Genomic DNA, 22,364 nt, shown 5'->3' on the forward strand with positions numbered 1-22,364 from the left:
AGTTGCAGTAACCTCCGTACCTCTTCAATATCCCCGGCGATCACGCGACCGAAGGCGCGGCTTGGGGATAGTGGAATGCATATTCTGGCAATTGTCGTCGGCATCATTGCTGCCGCGGGTGTGTGGTATTGGCGCGCCAAGGCGGCCAAGGAGGTGGTCGACGACGTCGGAAGCGTGGTCGGCCGGGTCCAGGGCCGCATCCGGATGAACAATTTCAGGAAGAAGGCGGAGGGCTCGGCGCTCGCCTCGATCGAAGACCCGGCGCTTGCTGCGGCGGTGTTCCTCCACGCGCTCGCCAACGAGAAGCGCGACGCGCTGCATCTTGCCGAACCGAGGATCCGTGAAGAGCTCGGCCGGATCGTCGCGGATACCGACCTCGACGAGGTCGTCTCCTACGCGCAATGGGCGGCTCGCGATGTCGCCGATGCACGCGATGTGGTGCGCCGCTTCAAGCCGCTGTGGCGGCAGAAGCTGACGCGCGAGGAGCGCGCCGATCTCATCGTTATGGCCGAGACCATCGCCGGTCTCGGCGAAGGCGACGACCACAACCAGAAGCTGACTCTCGTGACGCTGCGTACAGCTTTGGGCCCGGAGCAGAACCGATGACCACCGCCCTTTCCATCCGTGACATCGGCCTCCACTACGGCGCGGCGCAAGCCTTGCGTGGCATCAGCATCGAGGCGAAGCCCGGACGGATCACCGCTGTGCTCGGCCGCAACGGCGTCGGCAAATCCTCGACGCTGCGCGCCGTCACCGGCATCAACAACATTTCCTCGGGCGAGATCGTCTTCAACGACGAGGTGCTGAAGAAGGCCCCGCCCTATAAGCGGGCCAGGCTCGGCATCGGCTACGTGCCGCAGGGGCGCGAGGTTTTCCCGCTGCTGACGGTCAAGGAGAACCTCGAAACCGGCTACGCACCGCTGAAGGCGGCCGAACGCAATGTGCCGGATTACATCTACGAGCTGTTCCCGATCCTCAAATCGATGCTTGGCCGCCGCGGCGGCGACCTCTCAGGCGGCCAGCAGCAGCAGCTCGCCATCGGCCGTGCCCTGGTGACGCGGCCCAAGGTGCTGGTGCTCGACGAGCCGACCGAGGGCATCCAGCCCTCGATCATCAAGGATATCGGTCGGGCGCTGCAGTTCCTGCGCGACCAGAAGGGCATGACCATCCTCCTGGTCGAGCAGTACCTGGACTTCTGCCGCGAGATCGCCGACGACATCTACATCATGGATCGCGGTGAAATCATGCATTCGGGCCCCGCTACCGACCTCGACCTCCCCGAGGTGCGCCGGCATCTTATGGTGTAGGGAACGCGTGTCCTCACTTCCGGTGCGAGCTGCCCCCCACCCCTGTCCCCTCCCCCCAAACAGGGGGAGGGAGACGCCGGCACGGGCGCTGGTGTTTTGGTCTCCTGCCCCCCTTGGGGGGAGAGGACAGGGGTGGGGGGCCGCGGCCACCGGCTCCCGAGGCGAGCCATGAACGCCGTCTCCCCGACCATCCGCCACCAGCGCGCCCGCGGCGTCGGCCGCATCGCCACCCAGGTGCTCGACGGCCGCACCCGCCTGACCACTCTGTACCAGGAGGGCTGCGCCAAGATCCGGCTGCCGCATACGCATGACCCGAGCCTGCAAGCCGTACTGATCAACACCGCCGGCGGGCTGACCGGCGGCGATGACGTTGCCTGGGAAGCCAAAGCCGCGCCCGGCGCCAGGATGGTGCTCACCACCCAGGCCTGCGAACGGGTCTATCGCTCGCTCGGCGACGATGCCTCGGTCAGCACCCGGCTCGAGGTCGGCGCCGGGGCGCATCTCGACTGGCTGCCGCAGGAGACCATCCTCTACGAAGGCGGCCGGCTCAGCCGCAGCCTCGAGGTCGACCTCGCTCCCGACGCCAGTTTCTTCGCCATCGAGGCGATCATCCTCGGCCGCGAGGCCATGGGCGAAGCCGCTCGTGGCGCCCGGCTCACCGATACCTGGCGCATTCGCCGCGGCGGCCGGCTGCTCCATGCCGAAGCGACGCGGCTGAGCACCGATCCGCTCGAGCGCGACGGTCTGTCGCTGCTGGCCGGCGCCGGCGCTTTCGCCACCCTGCTCTATGTCGGCGCCGATGCCGAGCGAAAGCTCGATCCGGTCCGCCCGCTCATCACCGGCGAGGCGGCCGCCAGCGTCATCGGCGAGCGTCTCGTCGTCCGCGCCATGGCGCCCTCAGGGCTTGCGCTGCGCCGGATCATCACCCCAATAATCGCAAAGCTCTCCGGCGCCGGCACCCTGCCCCGCCTCTGGCATTTGTGAGCATGAATCGCATGGCTTCCTTCACCACCGATGTCATCCCGGCGCAGGCCGGGATCCATCTCTCCGCCGGCGCTGGCGGCGCCATGGATTCCCGCCTTCGCGGGAATGACACGGGGGTTGTGGCGCGAGCCTGTGCTAGCACCACAGCCGTCATCCCCGCGAAGCGGGGATCCAGTGCCCCGCGCACGACACTACCGTAGGAACCTCCGCATGAACCTGACGCCCCGCGAGAAAGACAAGCTGCTCATTGCCATGGCCGCCATCGTGGCCCGCAAGCGCCTCGAGCGTGGCGTGAAACTCAACCACCCCGAGGCCATCGCGCTGATCACCGACTATGTCGTCGAAGGCGCCCGCGACGGTCGCTCGGTTGCCGACCTGATGGAAGCCGGCGCCCATGTGGTGAGCCGCGCCCAGGTGATGGAAGGCATCGCCGAGATGATCCACGACGTGCAGGTCGAAGCCACCTTCCCCGACGGCACCAAGCTGGTCACCGTCCACGAACCGATCAGGTAAGCGACATGGCTCTCATCCCAGGCGAAATCACCACCGTCCCCGGCGACATCGAGCTTAATGTCGGCGCGCCGCAAATCACCCTCGAGGTCGCCAACACCGGCGATCGGCCGATCCAGGTCGGCTCGCATTACCACTTCTACGAGACCAATGCGGGCCTGAGCTTCGACCGCGAAAAGGCCCGCGGCATGCGGCTCGATATCGCCGCCGGCACCGCCGTGCGCTTCGAGCCGGGACAGGCCCGCGAGGTGCGGCTGGTGCCGCTCTCGGGCAACCGCATTGTCTACGGCTTCCAGCAGAAGGTGATGGGGAAGCTCTAGATCCTTTTCACCGTTCAAGTGGAACGGCGAAAAGGATCTAAGTCATTGTTTTTGTTGCGCTTTCGAACCGGAAAAGTCTGCAACTTTTCCTGAAAGCACTCTAACGCGGCGCATCCAGACACGAAAAGGCCGGGCATCGAGCCCGGCCCTTCGTGTGGAACAGGGAGTGGTTAGCCCTGGACCAGGATGGTCACGTCGGTCGCATCGGTACCGGTGATGCCCACGACGTCGTCAAGCGTCGCGCCGAAGCTTTCGAGCTGAGCGAGCAGCGCCGGGCTGCCCTGGATACGGGCCTTCAGCGAGTCGAGATCGACCTCTTGATAGCCCGGGCTCAGAGGATTGAGCTCGGCAGCGGTCACGGCCTTGAAGCTGACCGTCGTCGCCGAGGTCAACGCGTCCATTGCGCTGCCTTCGGCCGCCATGGCCAGGCCGGCGGTCGAAAGTGTAAGGGCGGCGGCGACTGCAATAGCCTTGAGATTCAACATCTTTTATCTCCATTGGTCATAAAACCACACTGGGGATACGCATGAAGTGGGCAGAGGTTTCCCCATGCCCGTTCACACTATTTTGCGCGCCCTGCACGGGAACCCGCCCTCAGGGATCGTGCGAAACCTTACGATCAGAGGTCGTCGGCGTAGAGGACCCCGCCGCCGTCGCCCGCGAGATCGATCGAAACGATCTGGCCGAGGCTGACGCCGGAATTACGGATGGCGCTCATTGCCAGCGGGTTGATCACGAGGTTCCCCTGCAGGTAGCCCACGTCGCGCTGCTTGATCTCGAGCGACCGGGCCAAGAGGTCCGCATTCATCTCCGCCCCGGCGAGGCTGGAGAGACGCACCACGCGCAGACCCGCGGCGCTGTCGGCCCGGCCGGCATCGTGCAGGAATTCGGTTCCGCCAATCCCCGAGATGATCTGGACGATATCCATGTTCTGCGCGTGGACGAGCTGGGGCGCGGCCACAGCCAAGGTGACGGCAAGCGCGGCGACGAATCGGGATTTCATGTGAGCCTCCAAACAGGTAGCGCCAATAGAACAGCGGGCTGTGGCAAAATCCGGACAGAGCGCCACAGAGCTTTGGCAATCGCCAGAGATTTCGGCTAGGGATGCGCCGTTTTCAATGGGCAGGACGGCGATGGCCAGCAAAGAGGAAGATTTCAAGGAGCGCTTCGTGGCCGTGCTGCAGGACTTGCGCAGCAATGGCGGCAAGGATCCCGAGGCGATGTTCCTGATCGGCAGCCTCGCGGCGCGCCTCGTCGACCGGGCCAAACAGCCGGGCTGGGCCGCCTACAAGGCCAATATGGGCCGTGCGGCCTACGACAAGCTGCTCGGCGATTTCCAGAAGCAGGGCAACGACTTCCACAAAGACGGCAAGGCCAAGCACGCCTACGCCATCCAGGTGCTCGCCATCTCGCTGATTGCCCGCACTCAGAACGACCCCGAAATCCGCGCCGGCGACGGCCTGCTCGACGAGATGCTCGGCTTCCTCATCGCTGCCTACCGCAAGGCGCAGGCGACGGCGCCGAAGCCGAACTGATCGGCTACGCGACATCGGCCGAACTTCGCTGCCGATTTTCGCGTCAGATGGCTGGACAGCCTAACTATTAGGCGGTTCAACTAGCGTCCTCGAGGCGGTGCGACTGCCGTCCTCCCGAGGCGGTCGAACGACCGTCCTCTGCTTCGCCTGGAAGGACCATCATGCCCGCTCGCATCTCCCGCTCGACCTACGCCCAGATGTATGGGCCGACCACCGGCGACCGGGTGCGGCTGGCCGATACGGAGCTGTTCATCGAGGTCGAAAAAGACCTCACCACCTATGGCGAAGAGGTGAAGTTCGGCGGCGGCAAGGTGATCCGCGACGGCATGGGCCAAAGCCAGGTTACCCGCGCCGCGGGAGCTGTCGATACGGTGATCACCAATGCGCTGATCATCGATCACACCGGCATCTACAAGGCCGACATTGGCCTCCGCGACGGGCGGATCCACGCCATCGGCAAGGCCGGCAACCCCGACACCCAGCCCAATGTCGACATCATCATCGGGCCATCGACCGAGGTGATCGCCTCGGAGGGCCGCATCATCACCGCCGGCGGCATGGATGCGCATATCCATTTCATCGCCCCGCAGCAGATCGAAGAAGCCCTGATGTCGGGCATCACCACCATGATCGGCGGCGGCACCGGCCCGGCGCATGGCACGCTCGCCACCACCTGCACCGGCGCCTGGCACATCCACCGGATGATCGAGAGCTTTGACGCCTTCCCGATGAACCTCGGCCTCGCCGGCAAGGGTAACGCCTCGCTTCCCGCTCCGCTCGAGGAGATGATCCTCGCCGGCGCCTCGTCGATGAAGCTGCACGAGGACTGGGGCACCACGCCGGCCACGATCGACAACTGCCTCGCCGTCGCCGACGCCTTCGACGTGCAGGTGATGATCCACACCGACACGCTGAACGAATCCGGCTTCGTCGAAGATACCGTGCGCGCCTTCAAGGGCCGCACCATCCACGCTTTCCACACCGAAGGCGCCGGCGGCGGGCATGCCCCCGATATCATCAAGGTGGCGAGCCTCCCCAACGTGCTCCCCTCCTCGACCAACCCCACCCGTCCCTACACGGTGAATACGCTGGCCGAGCATCTCGACATGCTGATGGTCTGCCATCACCTCAGCCCGGCCATCGCCGAGGACGTCGCCTTCGCCGAGAGCCGCATCCGCAAGGAGACCATCGCGGCCGAAGATATCCTCCACGATATCGGCGCCTTCTCGATGATCTCGTCCGACAGCCAGGCCATGGGCCGGGTCGGCGAAGTGATCATCCGCACCTGGCAGACCGCCGACAAGATGAAGCGCCAGCGCGGGCGGCTACCCGAGGAGACCGGCGACAACGACAATTTCCGGGTGAAGCGCTTCATCGCCAAATACACCATCAACCCGGCTATCGCGCAGGGATTGAGCCGTCACATCGGCTCGGTGGAAGTGGGCAAGCGCGCCGACCTCGTGATGTGGACGCCGGCCTTTTTCGGCGTGAAGCCCGAAATGGTGATCATGGGCGGCTCGATCGCCGCGGCGCCGATGGGCGACCCGAACGCCTCGATCCCCACCCCGCAGCCGATGCACTACCGCCCGATGTTCGGCGCTTATGGCAAGCTGAGGACCAACTCCTCGGTGACCTTCATCAGCCAGGCCGCTTACGACAATGGCCTGCAAGCCACACTCGGCGTTGCCAAGGGCATGCTGCCGGTCGAAAACACCCGGGGCGGCATCAGCAAGGCCTCGATGATCCACAATTCAGCCACCCCTGATATCGACGTCGACCCCGAGACCTATGAGGTACGGGCCGACGGCGAACTGCTGACCTGCGAACCGGCCACCGTGCTGCCGATGGCGCAGCGGTACTTCCTGTTCTAGCTCGGCCTTATCTTGGTACATCTGTTCATGCTATGTTCTCCTCATTGAGTCGAGGGTAACAGCATGGCGGTCGATCTCACGGGCAAGGTCTGCCTCGTTACCGGGGCCAGCCGCGGCGTCGGCCGTGGTGTAGCGCTGGGGCTGCTCGAGGCGGGCGCCACGGTGCACATCACCGGCCGCACGGTGCGGGACGGCGAGCATCCCGAGGGGCTTGATCGGGCTGGATCGCTCGCCTCGGTGCTCGGTGAATCCGGCAAGTACCCCGGCCGCTGTGTCGCTCACCGGGTCGACCATGCCTATGACGTCGAAACCGAGGCCGTGGTGCATCGCGTGCTGGCCGACGAGGGCCGGCTCGATATCCTCGTCAACTCCGCCTGGCCCGGCTACGAGCGCATGGTGGAGGACGACCGCTTCACCTGGGTCGATCCGATCTGGCAGCAGCCGATGTGGCGCTGGGACGCCATGATCGGCGTCGGCGTGCGCTCCTCCTGGTGCGCCATCCGCGTCGCCACCGAAGCGATGGCACGGCAGCGCTCTGGCCTCATCGTCAACATCTCGTTCTGGGCGGCGCAGAAGTTCATGCAGAACGCCGTCTATGGCGTCTCCAAGGCTGCCATGGACAAGCTGGCGGCCGATGTCGCCCACCAGATGCGCGAGTTCGATGTCGCCGCCATCGCGCTCTATCCCGGCCTCGTCCGCACCGAGGAGGTGCTGAAGAACGCCCAGTATTTCGACATGTCGAACTCCGAAAGCCCGGAGTTCCAGGGCCGCGCCGTCGCCCACCTCGCCGCCGACCCGGCGCTGCTGCAGAAATCCGGCCGCGTCTTCACCAGCGCCGACCTCGCCCTCGAGTATGGCTACGCCGATATCGACGGCTACCAGCCCCGCCCGAACACATTTGAGACGGTCTAGGCTCCTGTCACACGGCTGAAATCTCGCCGTGATTGGTGGCCGGCTTCTGCCGAGCCAATGATGTCCGAATCTCCTCCCCGCCTGCCGCTGACGATTGCCGCCTTTGCCCTCGCCCAGGCCGTGTGCTGGGGCATGACCTTCAACCTGCCGGCGATCACCGGCAGCGCCATGGCCGAGACGCTGGCCCTACCCTACCCCGCGGTGATGGCCGGCCCGACGGTAATGCTGGTGGTGATGGCGGCAGCGGCAGTGCCGTTCCTTCGCCTGTTCGAGCGCTTTGGCGCGCGTCTGGTGATGACCTCGAGCACTGCCGTCGCGGCACTTGGGCTGGCGGTGATCGCCAGCGCGACCGCGCCATGGAGTTACTTCGCCGGCTGGATGCTGGTCGGCTTCGCCGGCGCGGGCACGCTGACCACCGCCATGCAGATCGGCGTCGCCGAATGGGCCGGCGCCCGGGCACGGCAGGCGATCGGCGCGCTGCTGATCTTCGGAGGGCTTTCGACCACGCTGTCCTGGCCGCTGCTCGGCGCGCTGCAGGCAGTGTTCGGCTGGCGCACCGCGACACTGGTCGGCGCAGCGCTGCTGCTCGTCGTCGCCGCGCCGATCTACTGGCTGCTGCTGGCGAAGCGCCCGGGCGGAGCAGCGAAGCGGCCAGCCACCGGCCCCATCCCATCGCTCGACCGCGTCGCCTTCGCACTCCTTGCCTTCGCCAGCGCCGCCAACGGCATCGTCACCTGGGGCTTTTCGCTCACCATTATCACCCTGTTCGAAGGGCGTGGCCTCGAGCATGGCACCGCGGTACTCGTCGCCTCGTTCATCGGCGTCACGGCGCTGCTGGCGCGGCTGGTCGATTTCGCTGCCGGCAAACACTGGAACAGCCTCGCCACCGGGCTGCTGGCGGGCACAGCGCTTCCGCTCAGCTTTGCCGTGCTGATCATGGGGACCGGCGCGCCGGCAGCCATTGCCTTCGTCGCGGTCTATGGGCTTTCGAGCGGCGTCCTGGCCGTCGCCCGTTCGACCATGCCGCTCGATCTCTTCCCGCCTGCCGCCTACGCCCGCGCTTCCTCGATGCTGGCGCTGCCGCTCAACCTCAGCTTCGCCTGCGCGCCGCCGCTGTTTGCCGCGATCCTCGCCGGCCCGGGCAGCGATGCCGCGCTGTGGGTAGCGGCGGGGCTGTCGCTCAGCGCGCTGCTGAGCCTCGGGCTACTGGTGCTGCGGCATCGCCGTACCTCAGCCCCTTCGGCCCCGGCGGAAGCCGACTGAAATCCGCCACAGCGAATCGGGTAGGCTCAGCCAGTTCCGAGGAGGACCAGACGATGGAAGCTCTAGCCACTGCCGCCATGATGCAGAACGTCGATGTCTCGGCCCAGGTCGTGCTGAACCTCGCCGGCGATTTCGAGCGCACCACCCACCAGTATCAGTGCGAGGGGCTCGAGCCCTTCGCGGTGGATTTCATCAACGCCAAGCCGAACTTCATCGCCATCGTGCCGGTGGGTCCGGAAAAGCTCGTCTTCGTCAACGTCATGGCCGCCTCGGGCGCCAAGTATGTCGCCGGCCAGTACGAGTTCTGGACCAAGGGCAGCGAGGCCACCTTCACCGACCTGATGGCCGATCCGCAAACCCCGGTAGGCTGCTCGGAAGTCAGCAACACCCCCTGAGGCCGCGATGGACACTGGCACCGCCCACGATGTGTTCATCCATGTGCGCATCGTCATGGGTACGGTCATTGGCCTCGGCCTGACGCGCCTGCTGATGGGCGCGGCCGGGCTGATCCAGCACCCCAAGCGCGCCAAGCTGTCGCTCATCCACCTGCTCTGGGTGGTGTCGATGAGCGTCGAACTCATCCTGTTCTGGTGGTGGGAATACGATCTGGCGCGCCTGCCGAGCTGGAACTTCGGCATCTTCATCTTCCTGATCGGCTATGCGGTGACGCTGTTCGCGCTCGCCGCCCTGCTGTTCCCCGACAACCTCAGCGAATATGACGGCTACGAAGATTTCTTCATCAAGCGCCGGCACTGGTTCTTCGGCATCTTCGGGCTGACCTTCCTGCTCGACCTGACCGACACGCTGATCAAGGGCGCTCCGTATTTCCAGGCGATGGACCTGCTCTACATCGCGCAGATCCCGGTCGGGCTGCTGCTCTCGGCCATCGCCATCTGGACGCCGAACCGGCGCTACCACCTCGCCTTCGTGGTGACGCACCTGATTTATCAGGCCTGGTCGATCGGCTTCTACTTTGAAACCCGCGGCTGACCGGCTAAGCTCGACTGAAGGTTGGGAAGCCTCGAAGACTTGGTAGTTTGACGATGCCGCAAACCTTTCGCGCGATTGGCTATTTGCCGACAGGCGCCGCCGGTACTCCCTTTGATCTCGCCATCCTGCTGCATGACGAGCGCCGTGTGCGCCGCCGCATGCTGACCCTGGTGCATGGCGACACCGTACTGGTCGATTTCCCCGAACCCGTCACCCTCGCCGACCGCTCGGTGCTCAAGCTCGACGACGGCCGGCTGGTCGAGATCATCGCCGGCGAGGAGCCGCTCTACGATGTTCGCGGCCGCGACCCTATTCACCTGATGCGGCTCTGCTGGCACCTGGGCAACCGCCACCTCAAGACGCAGATCGAGGCCGAACGGGTGCTGATCCTGCGCGATCACGTGATCCGCGACATGTTGCGCGGCCTCGGCGCCACCGTCACCGATATCTCGGAACCGTTCCACCCCGAGGACGGCGCCTATGCGCACAGCCACGGCGAGCCGCAGCACGCCCTCATCAACCGATGACCGATCCCGCTGCGCTGCAGAAGCTCATCACCTGGCTCTCCCCGGCCTTTCCGGTAGGGTCCTTCGCGTGGTCGGCCGGACTTGAGGCAGCAATTGCAGATCGTCGCGTAACTGATTCCGAACGCTTGCAGAACTGGATCGAAGGCGCGCTGGCGCATGGGGGAATACGCACGGACGCGATCCTGCTGGCGCAGGCGTGGCGGGCGGCAGGAGAGACTGCGCTTGGAGCCGGAACGACCGGCCGGCGCGAGCCGCCCCCCACCCCTGTCCCCTCCCCGCAAGGGGGAGGGAGACCTGCGCTTGGAAGTCTTCGTCCAACTGGCACCGAGCATGCTGACGGCGTCTCCCTCCCCCTTGCGGGGAGGGGACAGGGGTGGGGGTCCACAGCCACCGGCTATGGGGACCGGGCTGCCGCCCTCTCCGACCTCGCCGACCTCAGCCTTGCCCTCACCGCCAGCCGCGAGCGCTGGATGGAGACCACCATCACCGGCGACAATTACGTGCTCGCCGCAAAACACTGGCCGACTGACATCCTCGCCCGCCTGCCGCAACCCTGCCCCTACCCTATCGCCGTCGGCGCTATCGCCGCTGCGCACGATATCGAGCTCATTGACACCCTCCTCGCCTGGCTCACCGCCACCGTGCATGGCCAGATCTCGGTCGCCGTCCGCCTCGTGCCGCTCGGCCAGTCCGACGGCCTCAGCGTCCTCGCCGCACTCGAACCTCGTGTCGCGGCACTCGCTGCCTCCGCGGCCACGGCAACCCTTGCCGACCTCGGCGCAATCGCCTACGCCGCCGATATCGCGCAGATGCGCCACGAGACGCTGGAACCGAGGATTTTCCGTTCATGAGCATGCTGATTGCCGCCCTGATCTTCGTCGTGCTGCTAGCGGTGGCGATTGCCCACTTCCTGTGGTCGATCGGCAGCCGCTGGCCGATCCGCGATCCGGAGCTCTTGGCCCGCACCGTGATCGGCAAGCCCGGCGTTACCCGCGTGCCCAAACTGGCCTCGTTCGTCGTCTCGCTGCTGGTGCTCGCCGCCGGCGTGCTGGCCCTGTCGCTCGCCGACCACAGCGCCGGCGGCTGGTGGCTGACGCTGGTCGGCGTCCTGCTCGCCGCCGTGTTCCTCGGCCGTGGCGCCATCGGCTATACCGAAGGCTGGCGCGCCCGCTTTTCGGCCGAGCCGTTCGCCACGCTCGACCGCAAGAACTACTCCCCGCTCTGCCTGGCGCTCGGCGCCGGCTATCTCATCCTCGTCATCATGAGGCTCATATGAAATCGCTCAACGGCCCCCTCCGCGTCGGCATCGGCGGCCCCGTCGGTTCGGGCAAGACGACGCTCTGCGAAATGCTGCTGAAGGCAATGCGTGACCGCTACTCGATGGCGGTGGTCACCAACGACATCTACACCAAGGAAGACGCGCTGATCCTCAATCGGGTGCAGGCGATCTCCGAGGACCGCATCGTCGGCGTCGAAACGGGGGGCTGCCCGCACACCGCCATCCGCGAAGATGCCTCGCTGAACCTCGCGGCCATCGCCGACCTCAACCGCAAATTCCCCGATCTCGACATCATCCTGATCGAGTCCGGCGGCGACAATCTCGCCGCGACGTTCTCGCCCGATCTCGCCGACATCACGCTCTACGTGATCTCGGTAGCGCAGGGCGAAAAAATCCCGCGCAAGGGCGGCCCGGCCATCACGCGCTCGGACCTGTTGATCGTCACCCACACCGATATCGCGCAATATGTGAATGCCAGCCTCGAGGTGATGGAAGCCGATACCATCAAGGTGCGCGAAGGCCGGCCCTACGTCTTCGCCGACCTGCTGCGCCGCGAAAACCTCGATGCGATCATCGGCTTCATCGAACAGCAGGGTGGGCTCGTGGCGGCCCAGGCGGCGGAGTAGCGCGTGGATCAGCACCGGCCGCGCCGAACCGCCCCCTCGCCCCTTTGGGGAGAGGGGACATGCGCCCACCGCCGGTGTCACGTTGAGGGGCAAGGGGCAGTACGCTTGGCTCCAGCGGGCAGCGCTCTACCCCCCGACCGAGATCACGTGGGTGACGAGGTTGTTGCCCTTGAGGTGATGCACCAGCAAACCCGGTGGATCGGTCGCCGGCATCTTGCGGCCCTCAGCGGCGAGCCCGCCCATCGGCGCAATCGCCGGCGCCAGCGTCGCCGGTACGCCGGCGAAGCGGGTGAACATCGGCCGGTGCAGGTGCCCGCAGCTGATACCGAGCACCGTGTCACCGGCCGCTTCGAGCACCGCGGCGAGGCCCTCCTTGTTGCGGCAGTCGATGGTCTCGTACTGGTCCATGCCGCAATCGAACGGATGCTGATGAAGAAAGATCAGCGCCGGCGCACCACCGGAATTGAGCTCCGCCTCGAGCCAGCCGAGCACCGGAGCGGCGTCGCCATGCGCCGCCCCCGGCACGATCACGTCGAGCCCGATCAGCCTGACATCGCCAACCTGAACGACCCTGTTGAGCGGCCCCTCGCCCGGCCCGCCGAACACCTCGCGCATCGCCTCGCGGCTATCGACATTGCCCGGCACCACCAGCACCGGCGCACCGAGCGCCTCGAGACGCGTCTTCAGCACGGCATAGTTGGCGGCATGCGTGTTGTTGGCGAGGTCGCCGCTGACCGCCACGCCATCAGGCCTGAGTTCAGCCACCCATTGCAGCACCCGATCAAGGCGTTGCAGCGAAGAGACGCCGTCGAGGTGGATGTCACTGAGTTGCGCAATCAGCATGGGCGGGACTCGCGAATGTTGCCGCGTGAACTTGGCCCGCACCTGGCTGCGAGGCAAGCGCGCGCGCCAGGCGGTTGTGCCCGCCCGGTTCACCCTTCAGGCCGGCATTGTCCGTCGTACCGGGAGGCTCTGGGCTATCCCCATGCCGATCTCCACCGCGAGAAATGGCAGCACCACCCAGCTCATGCCGCTGGCGAGAGCATGGATCTGCCAGGCGGCAAACAGGAAGCGCGCTACGGCGTCGTAGCGGCCGAGCACCGGCAGGCCCAGGCGATAGCGCGCCACCGACCACACCAGGACCACCGACCCCATCAGGTTGCCCATCAGCATGGCGAGGCCTTGTGGCGCCTCGATGCTGCCAGGAAGCCCAAGTGCCGCATCGATACCGGCGAGCAGCGAGCCCAACAGCGCGAAAGTCCATGGCGTGGCGAAGGGGGCAGTTACGATCAGGTCGTAGAGCGCGCTGGCGCGGACGATCCGCGCATAGGCCTGTGCATCCAGCATGGAAATCTCCTTTGTGCCTGGGATGCATTTGCTCTAGAGGGTGGAGTGCACTCCAGGGTCAAGGGAGAAATGGCGATGCAGATCGGCGAGTTGTCCGAACGCTCGGGGCTGAGCCGCGACGCATTGCGCTTCTACGAGAAGCGCGGCCTGATCCGCGCCCGCCGGCGGCCCAACGGCTACCGCCACTATCCGGAAGCCACGCTGTTCCTGCTCGATTATGTCCGAACGGCGCAGCGCCTCGGCTTCACTTTGGCCGAGATCGAAGCGGAGCTGCCGCTGCTGCAGGGCGAGGGGCTGACTGCCGAGCGGGTCGAAACGATCCTCCGCGGCAAGATCGCCGTCATCGATGCCCGCATCGGTGACCTCAAGGCGTTGCGCGACGACCTGGCCGGGCGACTCTCCGATGTCTGTCCGCTCATCGCCGCCGGGCAGTAGCGATTGCCGCTAGACGGAGCATCATTTTGGTAAGCTTGGCGACCCCGGATTTCATCGCGCTGCAGCGCGACCTCGCCACCCCGATCCCTGCCCCGGCATGGCCCGATGGCGCCGGCCTCACGGCCTTTGATGTCGCCGACGTCAAAGCCATCCACGCCCTGCTGCAACGCGCCTACGCCAACGGCTTCGGCGGCGTCACACCCGATTGGCTGGATTGGTGGGAAGCTTTGCGCGCCGACAGCGAATTCGAGCCTGCCCTCTGCTTCGTCGCCAAGGCGGAGGGCGAGGTGGTCGGCTTCTGCCTCTGCTGGACCTCGAGCTTCGTCAAAGACCTGGTGGTCGCGCCGGAGTGGCACGGCCAAGGCCTCGGCGCGGCGCTGCTGGCGACCGCAATGACGGCGCTGCGGGAGCGCGGGGCGAGCATCGTGCAGCTGAAGGTGGTGACGGCCAACGCCGGAGCACGGCGGCTCTATGAGCGGCTGGGCTTCGTCGCCTGAGCAGACCGCTCTAGGAGACGACACGTGGTCCTGATTTCGAACCGAGCTTGGTCACCAGCAACTGGTTGAGGCGCAGCTTGTCGGCATCGACCACCTCGAACAGGTAGCCGCCGGCTTCCACCTTGTCGCCCTTGCGGGCGGCGCGGCGGAGGTTGTGGACAATGAAACCACCAATGGTCTCGTAAGCGCCATCGTGCGGAAAGCTCTTCATGTTGAGGGCGCGCACCACGTCCACTACCGGGGCGACGCCGTCGACCAGCCAGCTGCCGTCGTCGCGGCGCATGATCGCCTCTTCCTCGAACGGGTTGGCCAGCCCTTGCATCAGCGCACCCATCAGGTCCTTGAAGGTGACGACGCCGACGACATGCGCATACTCGCTGACCACCACGGCAAACCCGGTGCCCTTGGCCTGAAATTCGGCCAGCACCTCCCAGACATTGAGCGTGTCCGGCACCGACAGCACATCGCGCCTCGCCTTGGCGAAATCCACCGGCGCGTCGCGGTCCATCACCGTCGCCAGCACGTCCTCGGCGCGCACGCAGCCGATCACCTCGTCGATGCCGCCATCGCAGATCGGATAATGCGAGAACGGCCGGCGGCGAACCTTCTCCTGCTGCACCTCCAGCGGATCGCTGAGGTCGAGATAGACGATCTCGTCGCGCACCGTCATCACCGAGGTGACGCTGCGCAGTTCCAGCGCGAGCACGTTCTCGATCAGCCGGCGTTCCTTCTTCATCAAGGCGCCGGATTTCTCGCCGCCGGCGAGGATCATGCGGAAATCCTCGGTAGTCACCTCGTCGGCTGGGCCCGATGGAGCCAGATGCAGCCGGGCGATCAGCCAGTCCGAGATGCCGCTGAACAGCCAGACCAGCGGCCGCAGTACCGCGACCGCGGCCTCCGGGAACCACACCAGCGCCAGCGCCACCTGCTCGGGGATCAGCATGCCGATGCGCTTCGGGATCAGGTCAGCGAACAGGATGAACAGCGTCGTGGTGAGGCAGAAGGCGAGGATCGAGCCGACCGGTCCGGCAAAGCTCCCTGCCCCGGCGCCGGCCAGCGCATCGGCGAACATCGGCCCGACCAGCCCGTCGCCGATCACGCCGGCAAGGATCGAGATCGAGTTGATGGCGATCTGGAACGCCGTGATGATGTTGCCCGCATCGGCGCGCAGCGCGGTGAAGCGGATGGCCCGGCTGTCACCGCCCTCGGCCAGCGCCCGAATCCGCACCTCGCGCGCCGCGGCAAACGCAATCTCCGACATCGAGATGATGGAACTTGCGCCCACCAGCAGCGCCAAGAGGATGAGCCCGAGCAACGGTGACATGCGGAACCTCGTGCAACATGCTGGAACGACCCATCAATGTCACATCGGCGGCCCGCGGCCAAACCGCCACCGCTACTCCGTCGGCGTTTGCTCCGGCGGCTCGTCGTTCGGCATCTCCTCCGGCGGCACACCCGGCACGTTGTCGGGCTGCGGCGGCGGTTGCGGCGTTTCCGGCTGTACCGGGATCTCCTGCGGCGGCACCGGGACCTCGGGTTTGCTCGGCGGGATCTGCCCCTTGAGCAGCACCACCACCGAGCGGGGCGGCAGGGTTGCCGCGCGGTCGGCGACCGGCAGCACGGCCTGGTCGTCGGAAACGAGGCCGACGGTCCAGTAGCCCTCGGGCAGCCGCGCCAGCACCGGGTCGATCCGGCGGTTGAACCAGACGATCAGATCCTCCTCGGCGGTTTGCAGCCGCATGCCGAGCACTGAGGCGCCGGCGTCGTTCCAGTCGCCCTCGTTCATCTCGCGCCCATCCGGATGGAGCCACGCGACATCGCGCACGCCGTGCTTGGTCTGCCCCGAAAGGAAATGGTCGTGGGTCAGCGCCGGATGCATGCGGCGGAACTCGGCTAACGCCGAGACGAAATCCACCAGCGTGCCGTCGGCGTTCTCCCAGTCGACCCAGGTGATTTCGTTGTCCTGCGCATAGGCATTGTTGTTGCCGCGCTGGGTGCGGCCGAACTCGTCGCCCTGCTGGATCAGCGGCAGGCCACGGCTCACAAACAGCGTCGCCAGCAGCGCCCGCACGTCACGGCGGCGTGCGGCGTTGATCTTCTCGTCGTCGGTGGGGCCTTCGACGCCGCAGTTCCACGAGTGGTTGTTGTTGTGCCCGTCGCGGTTGCCCTCGCCATTCGCCTCGTTGTGCTTGTCGAGATAGGAGACAAGATCGGCGAGCGTGAAGCCGTCATGCACCGCCAGCATGTTGACGCCAGCGCTGGGCTTCCTGCCCGCAAAGTCGAAGATCTCGGCCGAACCGGCAACCTTGCCGGCAAGCGCCCCGATCTTGCCCTGGTCGCCGCGCCAGAACGAGCGGACATCGTCGCGGTAGCTGTCGTTCCACTCGCGGAATTCCTTGCCGAACTGCCCGAGCTGGTAACCCCCTGGACCCGGGTCCCACGGCTCGGCCACGAGGATCGACTTGCTGAGCACCGGATCGGCCTTGATCAGCTGCAGCATCCGGGCGTTCGGATTGAACCCCGGCTCGCGCCCGAGGATCGGGGCGAGGTCGAAGCGGAAGCCCGAAACGCCCATTTCCTCCACCCAGTAGCGGAGGCTTTCGATCACCAGCCGCTGCGTCGCCGGGTGGTCGGCGCGCAGCGTGTTGCCGGTGCCGGCATCGTTCACCAGCACCTTTTTCCCGCCGGCGTCGACGAACCGGTAGTAGGTCATGGCGTCGAGCCCCATCAGGCTCAGCATCGGCCCGTTGGCGTCGCCCTCGCCGGTGTGGTTGTAGACCACGTCGAGGATCACCGAGATGCCCGCCTTGCGGTAGACATCGGTCATGTTGCGCAACTCCTGCGGGCCGCGTGGCGCGAGGCGCGGGTCGACCGCGAAATAGCTGACCGGGTTGTAGCCCCAGGCGTTGGTGAGCCCCATCGCCGGCAGGTGGCCATCGTCGATGAACGCTGCGATCGGCATCAGCTCGACGGTGTCGACGCCGAGATAGCGCAGGTGATCCACCACCCGCTTGGTGGTCAGGCCGGCCAATGTGCCGCGCAGCGGCCCCTGCACCGAGGGGTGGCGCATGGTGTAGCCGCGCACGTTGAGCTCATAGAACAGCCCCGGCGTCTTGCGGCGCGGCGCCGCGTTCTTGTTGTCGGCGGCAAGCACGATCGCCTTGGGGATCAGCGGCGCCGTGTCCACCGCCTCATCGCGATTGAGGCGCAGCCGCGGCGAGCGCACGAAGGGGCGGTCGAGCCGCCGCGCATAGGGGTCGACCAGCAGCTTGTTGGGATCAAAGAAATAGCCCTGGTCGGGATCGTAACGGCCGTCGGCGCGCAGGCCGTATTTGGCCCCTGCCCCGATATTGCCGATCAGCCCGAACCAAATGTGGTTCTCGTGCCCGTCGAGCGCGATGCGCGCCGTTTCCTGGTCGAGCTCGTCATAGATCGATACCCAGATCACCGTCGCCGTCTCTGAATAGACGGCGAAGTTCACGCCCTCGGCGGTGAGGGTCGCGCCAAGCTTCTCCGGGCTGCCAGCGCCCGGCACCAACACTGGTTTCACGGCTACCGGGCCTTCAAGTGATAACGCTGGGCGCGTCGCGGCCGGTGCGGGCCTTGATGCCAGCAACGCTGTCGGCGATGGAAATGAGGGGCGAAAGCGCCGACTGGGTATCGAGATCGTGCTGTCCATGCGGGGGCTCATACCGTTCAAGGTACAAGCGCAACGTGGCGCCGACCGTCCCGGTTCCACTGAGCCGGACGACGATCCGGCTGCCATCGGCAAAGCCGATCCGCACCCCCTGCTTGCCGCTGGTCGAGCCATCCACCGGGTCGTGATAGGTGAAGTCGTCGGCATAGGCCACCGGACGCCCCTCGAGCGACTGTCCGACGAGGCCCGGAAGCTTGGCCCTGAGGTCGTCCATCAGCGCATTGGCCGGCGCCGCCTCCACCTCTTCGTAGTCGTGCCGGGTATAGTAGTTGCGGCCATAGGTGGCCCAGTGATCCTGGACGATCATGTCGACGCTCTGCTGCCGCGCGGCGAGCACATTGAGCCAGAGCAGCACCGCCCACAGCCCATCCTTCTCGCGCACGTGGTTTGAGCCGGTCCCGGCCGATTCCTCGCCGCAGATGGTGACGCGGCCGGCATCGAGCAGGTTGCCGAAGAACTTCCAGCCGGTGGGTGTCTCGTGCATCTCGATGCCGAGCTTCTCGGCGACGCGATCGGCCGCCGCGCTGGTCGGCATGGAGCGCGCAATGCCGGCGATCCCCGCGGCATAGCCCGGCGCATGCGGCGCGTTGGCGGCGAGAATGGCGAGCGAATCCGACGGGGTGACGAAGCGGTTGCGGCCGATGATCAGGTTGCGGTCGCCGTCGCCATCCGACGCGGCGCCGAAATCCGGCGCGTTGTCGCTCATCATCAGGTCGTAGAGATCCTTGGCGTAGACCAGGTTCGGGTCGGGGTGCCCACCGCCGAAATCCGGCGACGGCGTGCCGTTGACCACCGTCCCCTTGGGCGCGCCGAGGATGCCCTCGAGGATCTTGTGCGCGTAAGGCCCGGTGACCGCGTGCATGGCGTCGAACCGCATGGTGAAGCCGGCGGCGAACATGGCGCGGATCTTGTCGAAATCGAACAGCGTCTCCATCAACGCCGCATAGTCGGCGACCGGATCGATCACCTCGACCACCATGCCGGCTGAATGCTGCGTGCCGATGCGGGAGAGGTCGACATCGGGCGCATCGACGATCAGGTAGCGGTCGATCTCCTTGGAGCGCGCAAACACCGCATCGGTGATCTTTTCGGGCGCTGGACCGCCATTCGAGACGTTGTACTTGATGCCGAAATCGCCGTCCGGTCCGCCCGGATTGTGGCTGGCCGAGAGGATCAGCCCGCCGAACGCCTTGTGGTGACGGATGACGTGGCTGGCAGCCGGCGTCGACAGGATCCCGCCCTGCCCCACCAGCACCGCGCCGAACCCGTTGGCCGAGGCGATCTTGATGATCTTCTGGATGGCGACGTCGTTGTAGAAGCGGCCGTCGCCGCCCAGCACCAGCGTCTTGCCCTTGATCCCTTCGAGGCAGTCGAAGATCGACTGCACGAAGTTCTCGACATAGTTGGGCTGGCTGAAGACGGTCACGCGCTTGCGGAGCCCGGAAGTGCCGGGTTTCTGGTCCGCGAACGGCTTCGTCTCAATCGTCAGAATCGTCATCGAGTTTGTGCCCCAGGAGTGACGCGTAGAGGTCGGCATATTTTTCGGCGCTGAGTTCCCAGGAGACGTCCGACTTCATCCCCCGGCGCTGCATCTTGTGCCACACCTTCGGCCGCTGATAGAGCGCGATGGTCCGGCGGATGGCTTCGCCAAGCGCCTCCTCGGTGGCCGGCGAGAATACTACCCCGGTCGCCACCCCGGCCTCAACCGCTGCCTCGTTGGCATCGATCACCGTGTCGGCGAGCCCGCCCACCCGGCTCACCACCGGGATGCAGCCATAGCGCAGGCCATAGAGCTGGGTCAGCCCGCAGGGTTCGAACCGCGATGGAATGAGGATCGCGTCGGCGCCGCCCTGGATCAGGTGGCTGAGCGTTTCGTCATAGCCGATCACTACGCCGACCTTGCCGGGGTGCCGCAGCGCCGCGCCGGCAAGGCCATTCTCGATTGCCGCATCGCCCGAGCCGAGGACGATCAGCCGCCCGCCATGCGCGACGAGGCTGTCGATCTCGCCCGGCAGCATGTCGAGGCCCTTCTGCCATGTGAGCCGGCTGACCACTGAGAAGATCGGCCCATCGCCCGACTCGAGCCCGAACCGCTGCTCGAGCGCCCGCTTGTTGGCGACCCGCTCGAAAATGTTGCTGGGGTTGTAAACCTGCGCCAGCGCCGCGTCGGTGCCTGGGTTCCACTCGCTCGCATCGATGCCGTTGAGGATACCCGTGACGGTGTCCGCGCGGCTTTGCAGCAGGCCTTCGAGGCCCATGCCATAGGCCGCCGTCCGCATCTCATGCGCATAGGTCGGGCTCACCGTGGTCACGGCGTCGGCCACCTGCAGCCCGGCCTTGAGGTAGCCGATATTGCCGAAATACTCGATCGCCCCACTATTGGCCGCCTGGAAGTCGAGCCTCAGCCCGTTGAACACGTCCCAGCCGAACACCCCCTGGAAGGCGATGTTGTGGACGGTCATCACCGTCTTCACCCGGGTCGGCGCATTGAACGCCACATAGGCCGGGGCCAGCCCCGACTGCCAGTCGTGGCAGTGGAGGATATCCGGCTTGTAGCCTTCGATGGCGCCGCGCGACAGCTCGTAGGCAACAAAGCTCAGCGCCGCAAAGCGCTGCCAGTTGTCGGGCCAGTCCTTGCCGTCAGCCCCCACATAGGGGTTGCCCGGCCGATCGTAGAGATGCGGTGCGTCGATGGCGATCACATCGAGCCCGTTGGCCCGCCCCGCCACCAGCCGCGCCGTGCCGCCGAACAAATCGTCGAACCACAGCACCTGTCGGCCGTCCGCCAACCCGGTCATCACCTTGGGATAGCCCGGTAGCAGCACGCGCATGGATACGCCGTGCGGCGCCAATGCCGCCGGCAGCGCACCAACGACATCCGCCAGGCCCCCTGTCTTGATCAACGGGTAGGCCTCCGAGGCGACGGAGAGGACTTCGATCATCTGCTCCGCCAGTTACTTGCTCGCCAGGTACTTGTCGATCATCGGCTGGGTGACCAGCGTCACCCCCTCGGCAGTGCGCCGGAACCACTGCGCGTCGAACGCCGGATCCTCGCCCACCACCAACCCTTCGGGCACGTGCACGCCGCGATCCACCACCACCTTCTTCAGCCGCGCGCCGCGTCCGATGGTGCAGTAAGGCAGCACCACCGCCTCGTGCAGTTCCGAGTACGAATGCACCCGGCTGCCGGTCGAGAGCAGCGTGCGGTCGAGCGCACCACCCGAGATGATGCAGTCGCCGGAGACCAGCGAGTTCACCGCCGAGCCGCGACGGCCGTCGAAATCGTGCACGAACTTGGCCGGCGGGGTGATCTCGGCAAAGGTCCAGATCGGCCAGTCGCGGTCGTAGAGATCGAGCTGCGGGGTTACATCGCAGAGGTCGATATTGGCCTTCCAGTAAGCATCGACCGTGCCCACATCGCGCCAATAGGCGACATCCTCGTTGGCCGAACGGACGCAGGAGCGCGGGAAGCGATGCGCCCAGGCCGAGCCGTTCTTGACGATATAGGGGATGATGTCCTTGCCGAAGTCGCGTGACGAGCCTTCGGTGGCGGCGTCGCGGCGCAGCTGCTCCATCAGGAAGCGCGTCTCGAACACATAGATGCCCATCGAGGCCAGCGCATAGTCCGGCTTGTCGGGGATCCCCGGCGGGTCCTTTGGTTTTTCGACGAAATCGACGATCCGGTCGCGCCCGTCCACCGCCATCACGCCGAAGCCGGTGGCTTCCATGCGCGGCACCTCGAGGCAGCCGATCGTCACATCGGCCCCGGTGTCCACATGCTGCCGGAGCATGATCTCGTAGTCCATCTTGTAGATGTGGTCGCCGGCCAGGAGCACGATGTAGCGCGGGCCGTAATCCTCGATGATGTCCATGTTCTGGTACACAGCATCGGCAGTGCCCTCATACCACTGCGTCTCCGACACGCGCTGCGACGCCGGCAGCACGTCGAAACTCTCGTTTCGCTCGGTCCTGAGGAAGTTCCAGCCGCGCTGCAGGTGCCGGATCAGCGAGTGCGCCTGATACTGCGTCGCCACCGAAATGCGTCGGATGCCGGAGTTCAGCGCGTTACTGAGCGCGAAATCGATGATGCGGGACTTGCCGCCGAAATACACCGCCGGCTTGGCGCGCCGGTCGGTCAATTCGAACAGGCGGGTTCCTCGTCCCCCCGCCAGCACATACGCCATCGCCTCACGCGCCAGCGGCGATGGTGTCCGGTAGTCTGCCATGCTTCCCTCCCCTCGGGGCGTGATCAGCTGTTCCGATC

Annotated in this window: 26 protein-coding genes; 17 read left to right on the plus strand and 9 right to left on the minus strand. The window is 66.1% G+C overall.

The window, feature by feature from the left end; genetic code table 11:
- Positions 1-75 precede the first annotated feature (75 nt).
- From ASC89_RS19185 to ASC89_RS19205, 5 genes are all read left to right on the plus strand, one after another.
- Positions 76-606: a hypothetical protein gene (locus ASC89_RS19185; RefSeq protein WP_056000724.1), complete on the plus strand. Its 531-nt coding sequence runs from the start codon at positions 76-78 to the stop codon at positions 604-606.
- Entirely contained in the window at positions 603-1,307 is a 705-nt protein-coding gene (urtE, locus tag ASC89_RS19190) for an urea ABC transporter ATP-binding subunit UrtE (RefSeq protein ID WP_055880247.1), read from the plus strand. The genes ASC89_RS19185 and urtE overlap by 4 nt, the downstream gene beginning before the upstream one ends.
- 168 nt (positions 1,308-1,475) lie before the next feature.
- On the plus strand, positions 1,476-2,291 hold the full coding sequence (locus ASC89_RS19195; RefSeq protein WP_056000727.1) for an urease accessory protein UreD: 816 nt from the start codon (positions 1,476-1,478) through the stop codon (positions 2,289-2,291).
- A gap of 210 nt (positions 2,292-2,501) precedes the next feature.
- Entirely contained in the window at positions 2,502-2,804 is a 303-nt protein-coding gene (locus tag ASC89_RS19200) for an urease subunit gamma (protein ID WP_055880252.1), read from the plus strand.
- Positions 2,805-2,809: 5 nt separating this feature from the next.
- Positions 2,810-3,121 carry an urease subunit beta gene (locus ASC89_RS19205; RefSeq protein ID WP_056000730.1) on the plus strand — a complete coding sequence of 104 codons (312 nt, stop codon included), beginning with the start codon at positions 2,810-2,812 and terminating at the stop codon, positions 3,119-3,121.
- A gap of 170 nt (positions 3,122-3,291) precedes the next feature.
- On the opposite strand, the gene ASC89_RS19210 is transcribed toward ASC89_RS19205, so the two are convergent.
- Together ASC89_RS19210 and ASC89_RS19215 are read right to left on the minus strand one after the other, a co-directional pair.
- Positions 3,292-3,606, minus strand: coding sequence for a hypothetical protein (locus ASC89_RS19210; RefSeq protein ID WP_056000733.1), 315 nt, complete (start codon positions 3,604-3,606; stop codon positions 3,292-3,294).
- Positions 3,607-3,740: 134 nt separating this feature from the next.
- The gene (locus ASC89_RS19215) at positions 3,741-4,124 is read right to left on the minus strand and encodes a hypothetical protein (RefSeq protein WP_056000736.1); all 384 of its coding nucleotides are present in this window, start codon (positions 4,122-4,124) and stop codon (positions 3,741-3,743) included.
- Between the two features lie 130 nt (positions 4,125-4,254).
- Between ASC89_RS19215 and ASC89_RS19220 the strand changes: the two genes are divergently transcribed.
- The 10 genes from ASC89_RS19220 (at position 4,255) to ureG (ending at position 12,124) form a co-directional block, all read left to right on the plus strand.
- Positions 4,255-4,656, plus strand: a complete 402-nt coding sequence (locus ASC89_RS19220; RefSeq protein ID WP_056000739.1) for a hypothetical protein — start codon at positions 4,255-4,257, stop codon at positions 4,654-4,656.
- A 161-nt stretch (positions 4,657-4,817) separates the two neighbouring features.
- Positions 4,818-6,527: an urease subunit alpha gene (ureC, locus tag ASC89_RS19225; protein ID WP_056000741.1), complete on the plus strand. Its 1,710-nt coding sequence runs from the start codon at positions 4,818-4,820 to the stop codon at positions 6,525-6,527.
- 63 nt (positions 6,528-6,590) lie between these two features.
- Positions 6,591-7,439, plus strand: a complete 849-nt coding sequence (locus tag ASC89_RS19230; RefSeq protein WP_056000744.1) for an SDR family NAD(P)-dependent oxidoreductase — start codon at positions 6,591-6,593, stop codon at positions 7,437-7,439.
- Positions 7,440-7,499: 60 nt separating this feature from the next.
- Positions 7,500-8,702 carry an MFS transporter gene (locus ASC89_RS19235; RefSeq protein ID WP_056000747.1) on the plus strand — a complete coding sequence of 401 codons (1,203 nt, stop codon included), beginning with the start codon at positions 7,500-7,502 and terminating at the stop codon, positions 8,700-8,702.
- Positions 8,703-8,755: 53 nt separating this feature from the next.
- Positions 8,756-9,097: an MliC family protein gene (locus tag ASC89_RS19240; RefSeq protein WP_082533463.1), complete on the plus strand. Its 342-nt coding sequence runs from the start codon at positions 8,756-8,758 to the stop codon at positions 9,095-9,097.
- A gap of 7 nt (positions 9,098-9,104) precedes the next feature.
- Positions 9,105-9,692: a hypothetical protein gene (locus tag ASC89_RS19245; protein WP_055880280.1), complete on the plus strand. Its 588-nt coding sequence runs from the start codon at positions 9,105-9,107 to the stop codon at positions 9,690-9,692.
- Positions 9,693-9,745: 53 nt separating this feature from the next.
- The gene (locus tag ASC89_RS19250) at positions 9,746-10,219 is read left to right on the plus strand and encodes an urease accessory protein UreE (RefSeq protein WP_056000753.1); all 474 of its coding nucleotides are present in this window, start codon (positions 9,746-9,748) and stop codon (positions 10,217-10,219) included.
- Complete coding sequence (locus ASC89_RS28220) at positions 10,216-11,070, plus strand: urease accessory protein UreF (RefSeq protein WP_082533464.1); 855 nt, start codon at positions 10,216-10,218, stop codon at positions 11,068-11,070. Before ASC89_RS19250 ends, ASC89_RS28220 begins: the two co-directional genes overlap by 4 nt.
- The gene (locus ASC89_RS19260; protein ID WP_056000759.1) at positions 11,067-11,495 is read left to right on the plus strand and encodes a DUF3995 domain-containing protein; all 429 of its coding nucleotides are present in this window, start codon (positions 11,067-11,069) and stop codon (positions 11,493-11,495) included. Before ASC89_RS28220 ends, ASC89_RS19260 begins: the two co-directional genes overlap by 4 nt.
- A complete protein-coding gene (gene ureG / locus ASC89_RS19265) occupies positions 11,492-12,124 on the plus strand; it encodes an urease accessory protein UreG (RefSeq protein ID WP_056000762.1) in 633 nt (210 codons plus the stop codon). The genes ASC89_RS19260 and ureG overlap by 4 nt, the downstream gene beginning before the upstream one ends.
- A gap of 126 nt (positions 12,125-12,250) precedes the next feature.
- On the opposite strand, the gene ASC89_RS19270 is transcribed toward ureG, so the two are convergent.
- Together ASC89_RS19270 and ASC89_RS19275 are read right to left on the minus strand one after the other, a co-directional pair.
- Positions 12,251-12,967 (minus strand): metallophosphoesterase, encoded by a 717-nt coding sequence (locus ASC89_RS19270; RefSeq protein WP_056000765.1) that lies wholly within the window; start codon positions 12,965-12,967, stop codon positions 12,251-12,253.
- A 96-nt stretch (positions 12,968-13,063) separates the two neighbouring features.
- Positions 13,064-13,471 carry a hypothetical protein gene (locus ASC89_RS19275; RefSeq protein WP_056000768.1) on the minus strand — a complete coding sequence of 136 codons (408 nt, stop codon included), beginning with the start codon at positions 13,469-13,471 and terminating at the stop codon, positions 13,064-13,066.
- A gap of 75 nt (positions 13,472-13,546) precedes the next feature.
- On the opposite strand from ASC89_RS19275, the gene ASC89_RS19280 reads away from it, so the two are divergent.
- Together ASC89_RS19280 and ASC89_RS19285 are read left to right on the plus strand one after the other, a co-directional pair.
- Positions 13,547-13,906 carry a MerR family transcriptional regulator gene (locus ASC89_RS19280; RefSeq protein ID WP_055880297.1) on the plus strand — a complete coding sequence of 120 codons (360 nt, stop codon included), beginning with the start codon at positions 13,547-13,549 and terminating at the stop codon, positions 13,904-13,906.
- A 26-nt stretch (positions 13,907-13,932) separates the two neighbouring features.
- Positions 13,933-14,403 (plus strand): GNAT family N-acetyltransferase, encoded by a 471-nt coding sequence (locus tag ASC89_RS19285; RefSeq protein ID WP_162247967.1) that lies wholly within the window; start codon positions 13,933-13,935, stop codon positions 14,401-14,403.
- Positions 14,404-14,413: 10 nt separating this feature from the next.
- On the opposite strand, the gene ASC89_RS19290 is transcribed toward ASC89_RS19285, so the two are convergent.
- The 5 genes from ASC89_RS19290 to glgC all read right to left on the minus strand — a co-directional run bounded on the left by ASC89_RS19290 (position 14,414) and on the right by glgC (position 22,326).
- Complete coding sequence (locus ASC89_RS19290) at positions 14,414-15,727, minus strand: hemolysin family protein (RefSeq protein ID WP_055880304.1); 1,314 nt, start codon at positions 15,725-15,727, stop codon at positions 14,414-14,416.
- 72 nt (positions 15,728-15,799) lie between these two features.
- A complete protein-coding gene (gene glgX / locus ASC89_RS19295; protein ID WP_244488499.1) occupies positions 15,800-17,953 on the minus strand; it encodes a glycogen debranching protein GlgX in 2,154 nt (717 codons plus the stop codon).
- A gap of 13 nt (positions 17,954-17,966) precedes the next feature.
- The gene (locus tag ASC89_RS19300) at positions 17,967-19,598 is read right to left on the minus strand and encodes an alpha-D-glucose phosphate-specific phosphoglucomutase (protein WP_055880307.1); all 1,632 of its coding nucleotides are present in this window, start codon (positions 19,596-19,598) and stop codon (positions 17,967-17,969) included.
- Positions 19,579-21,039: a glycogen synthase GlgA gene (gene glgA, locus ASC89_RS19305; protein ID WP_055881241.1), complete on the minus strand. Its 1,461-nt coding sequence runs from the start codon at positions 21,037-21,039 to the stop codon at positions 19,579-19,581. The genes ASC89_RS19300 and glgA overlap by 20 nt, the downstream gene beginning before the upstream one ends.
- Before the next feature lie 15 nt (positions 21,040-21,054).
- Positions 21,055-22,326 carry a glucose-1-phosphate adenylyltransferase gene (gene glgC, locus ASC89_RS19310; RefSeq protein WP_056000773.1) on the minus strand — a complete coding sequence of 424 codons (1,272 nt, stop codon included), beginning with the start codon at positions 22,324-22,326 and terminating at the stop codon, positions 21,055-21,057.
- Between the last annotated feature and the right edge of the window lie 38 nt (positions 22,327-22,364).

It is taken from the genome of Devosia sp. Root413D1 (genome assembly GCF_001425235.1).
Lineage (GTDB): Bacteria > Pseudomonadota > Alphaproteobacteria > Rhizobiales > Devosiaceae > Devosia_A.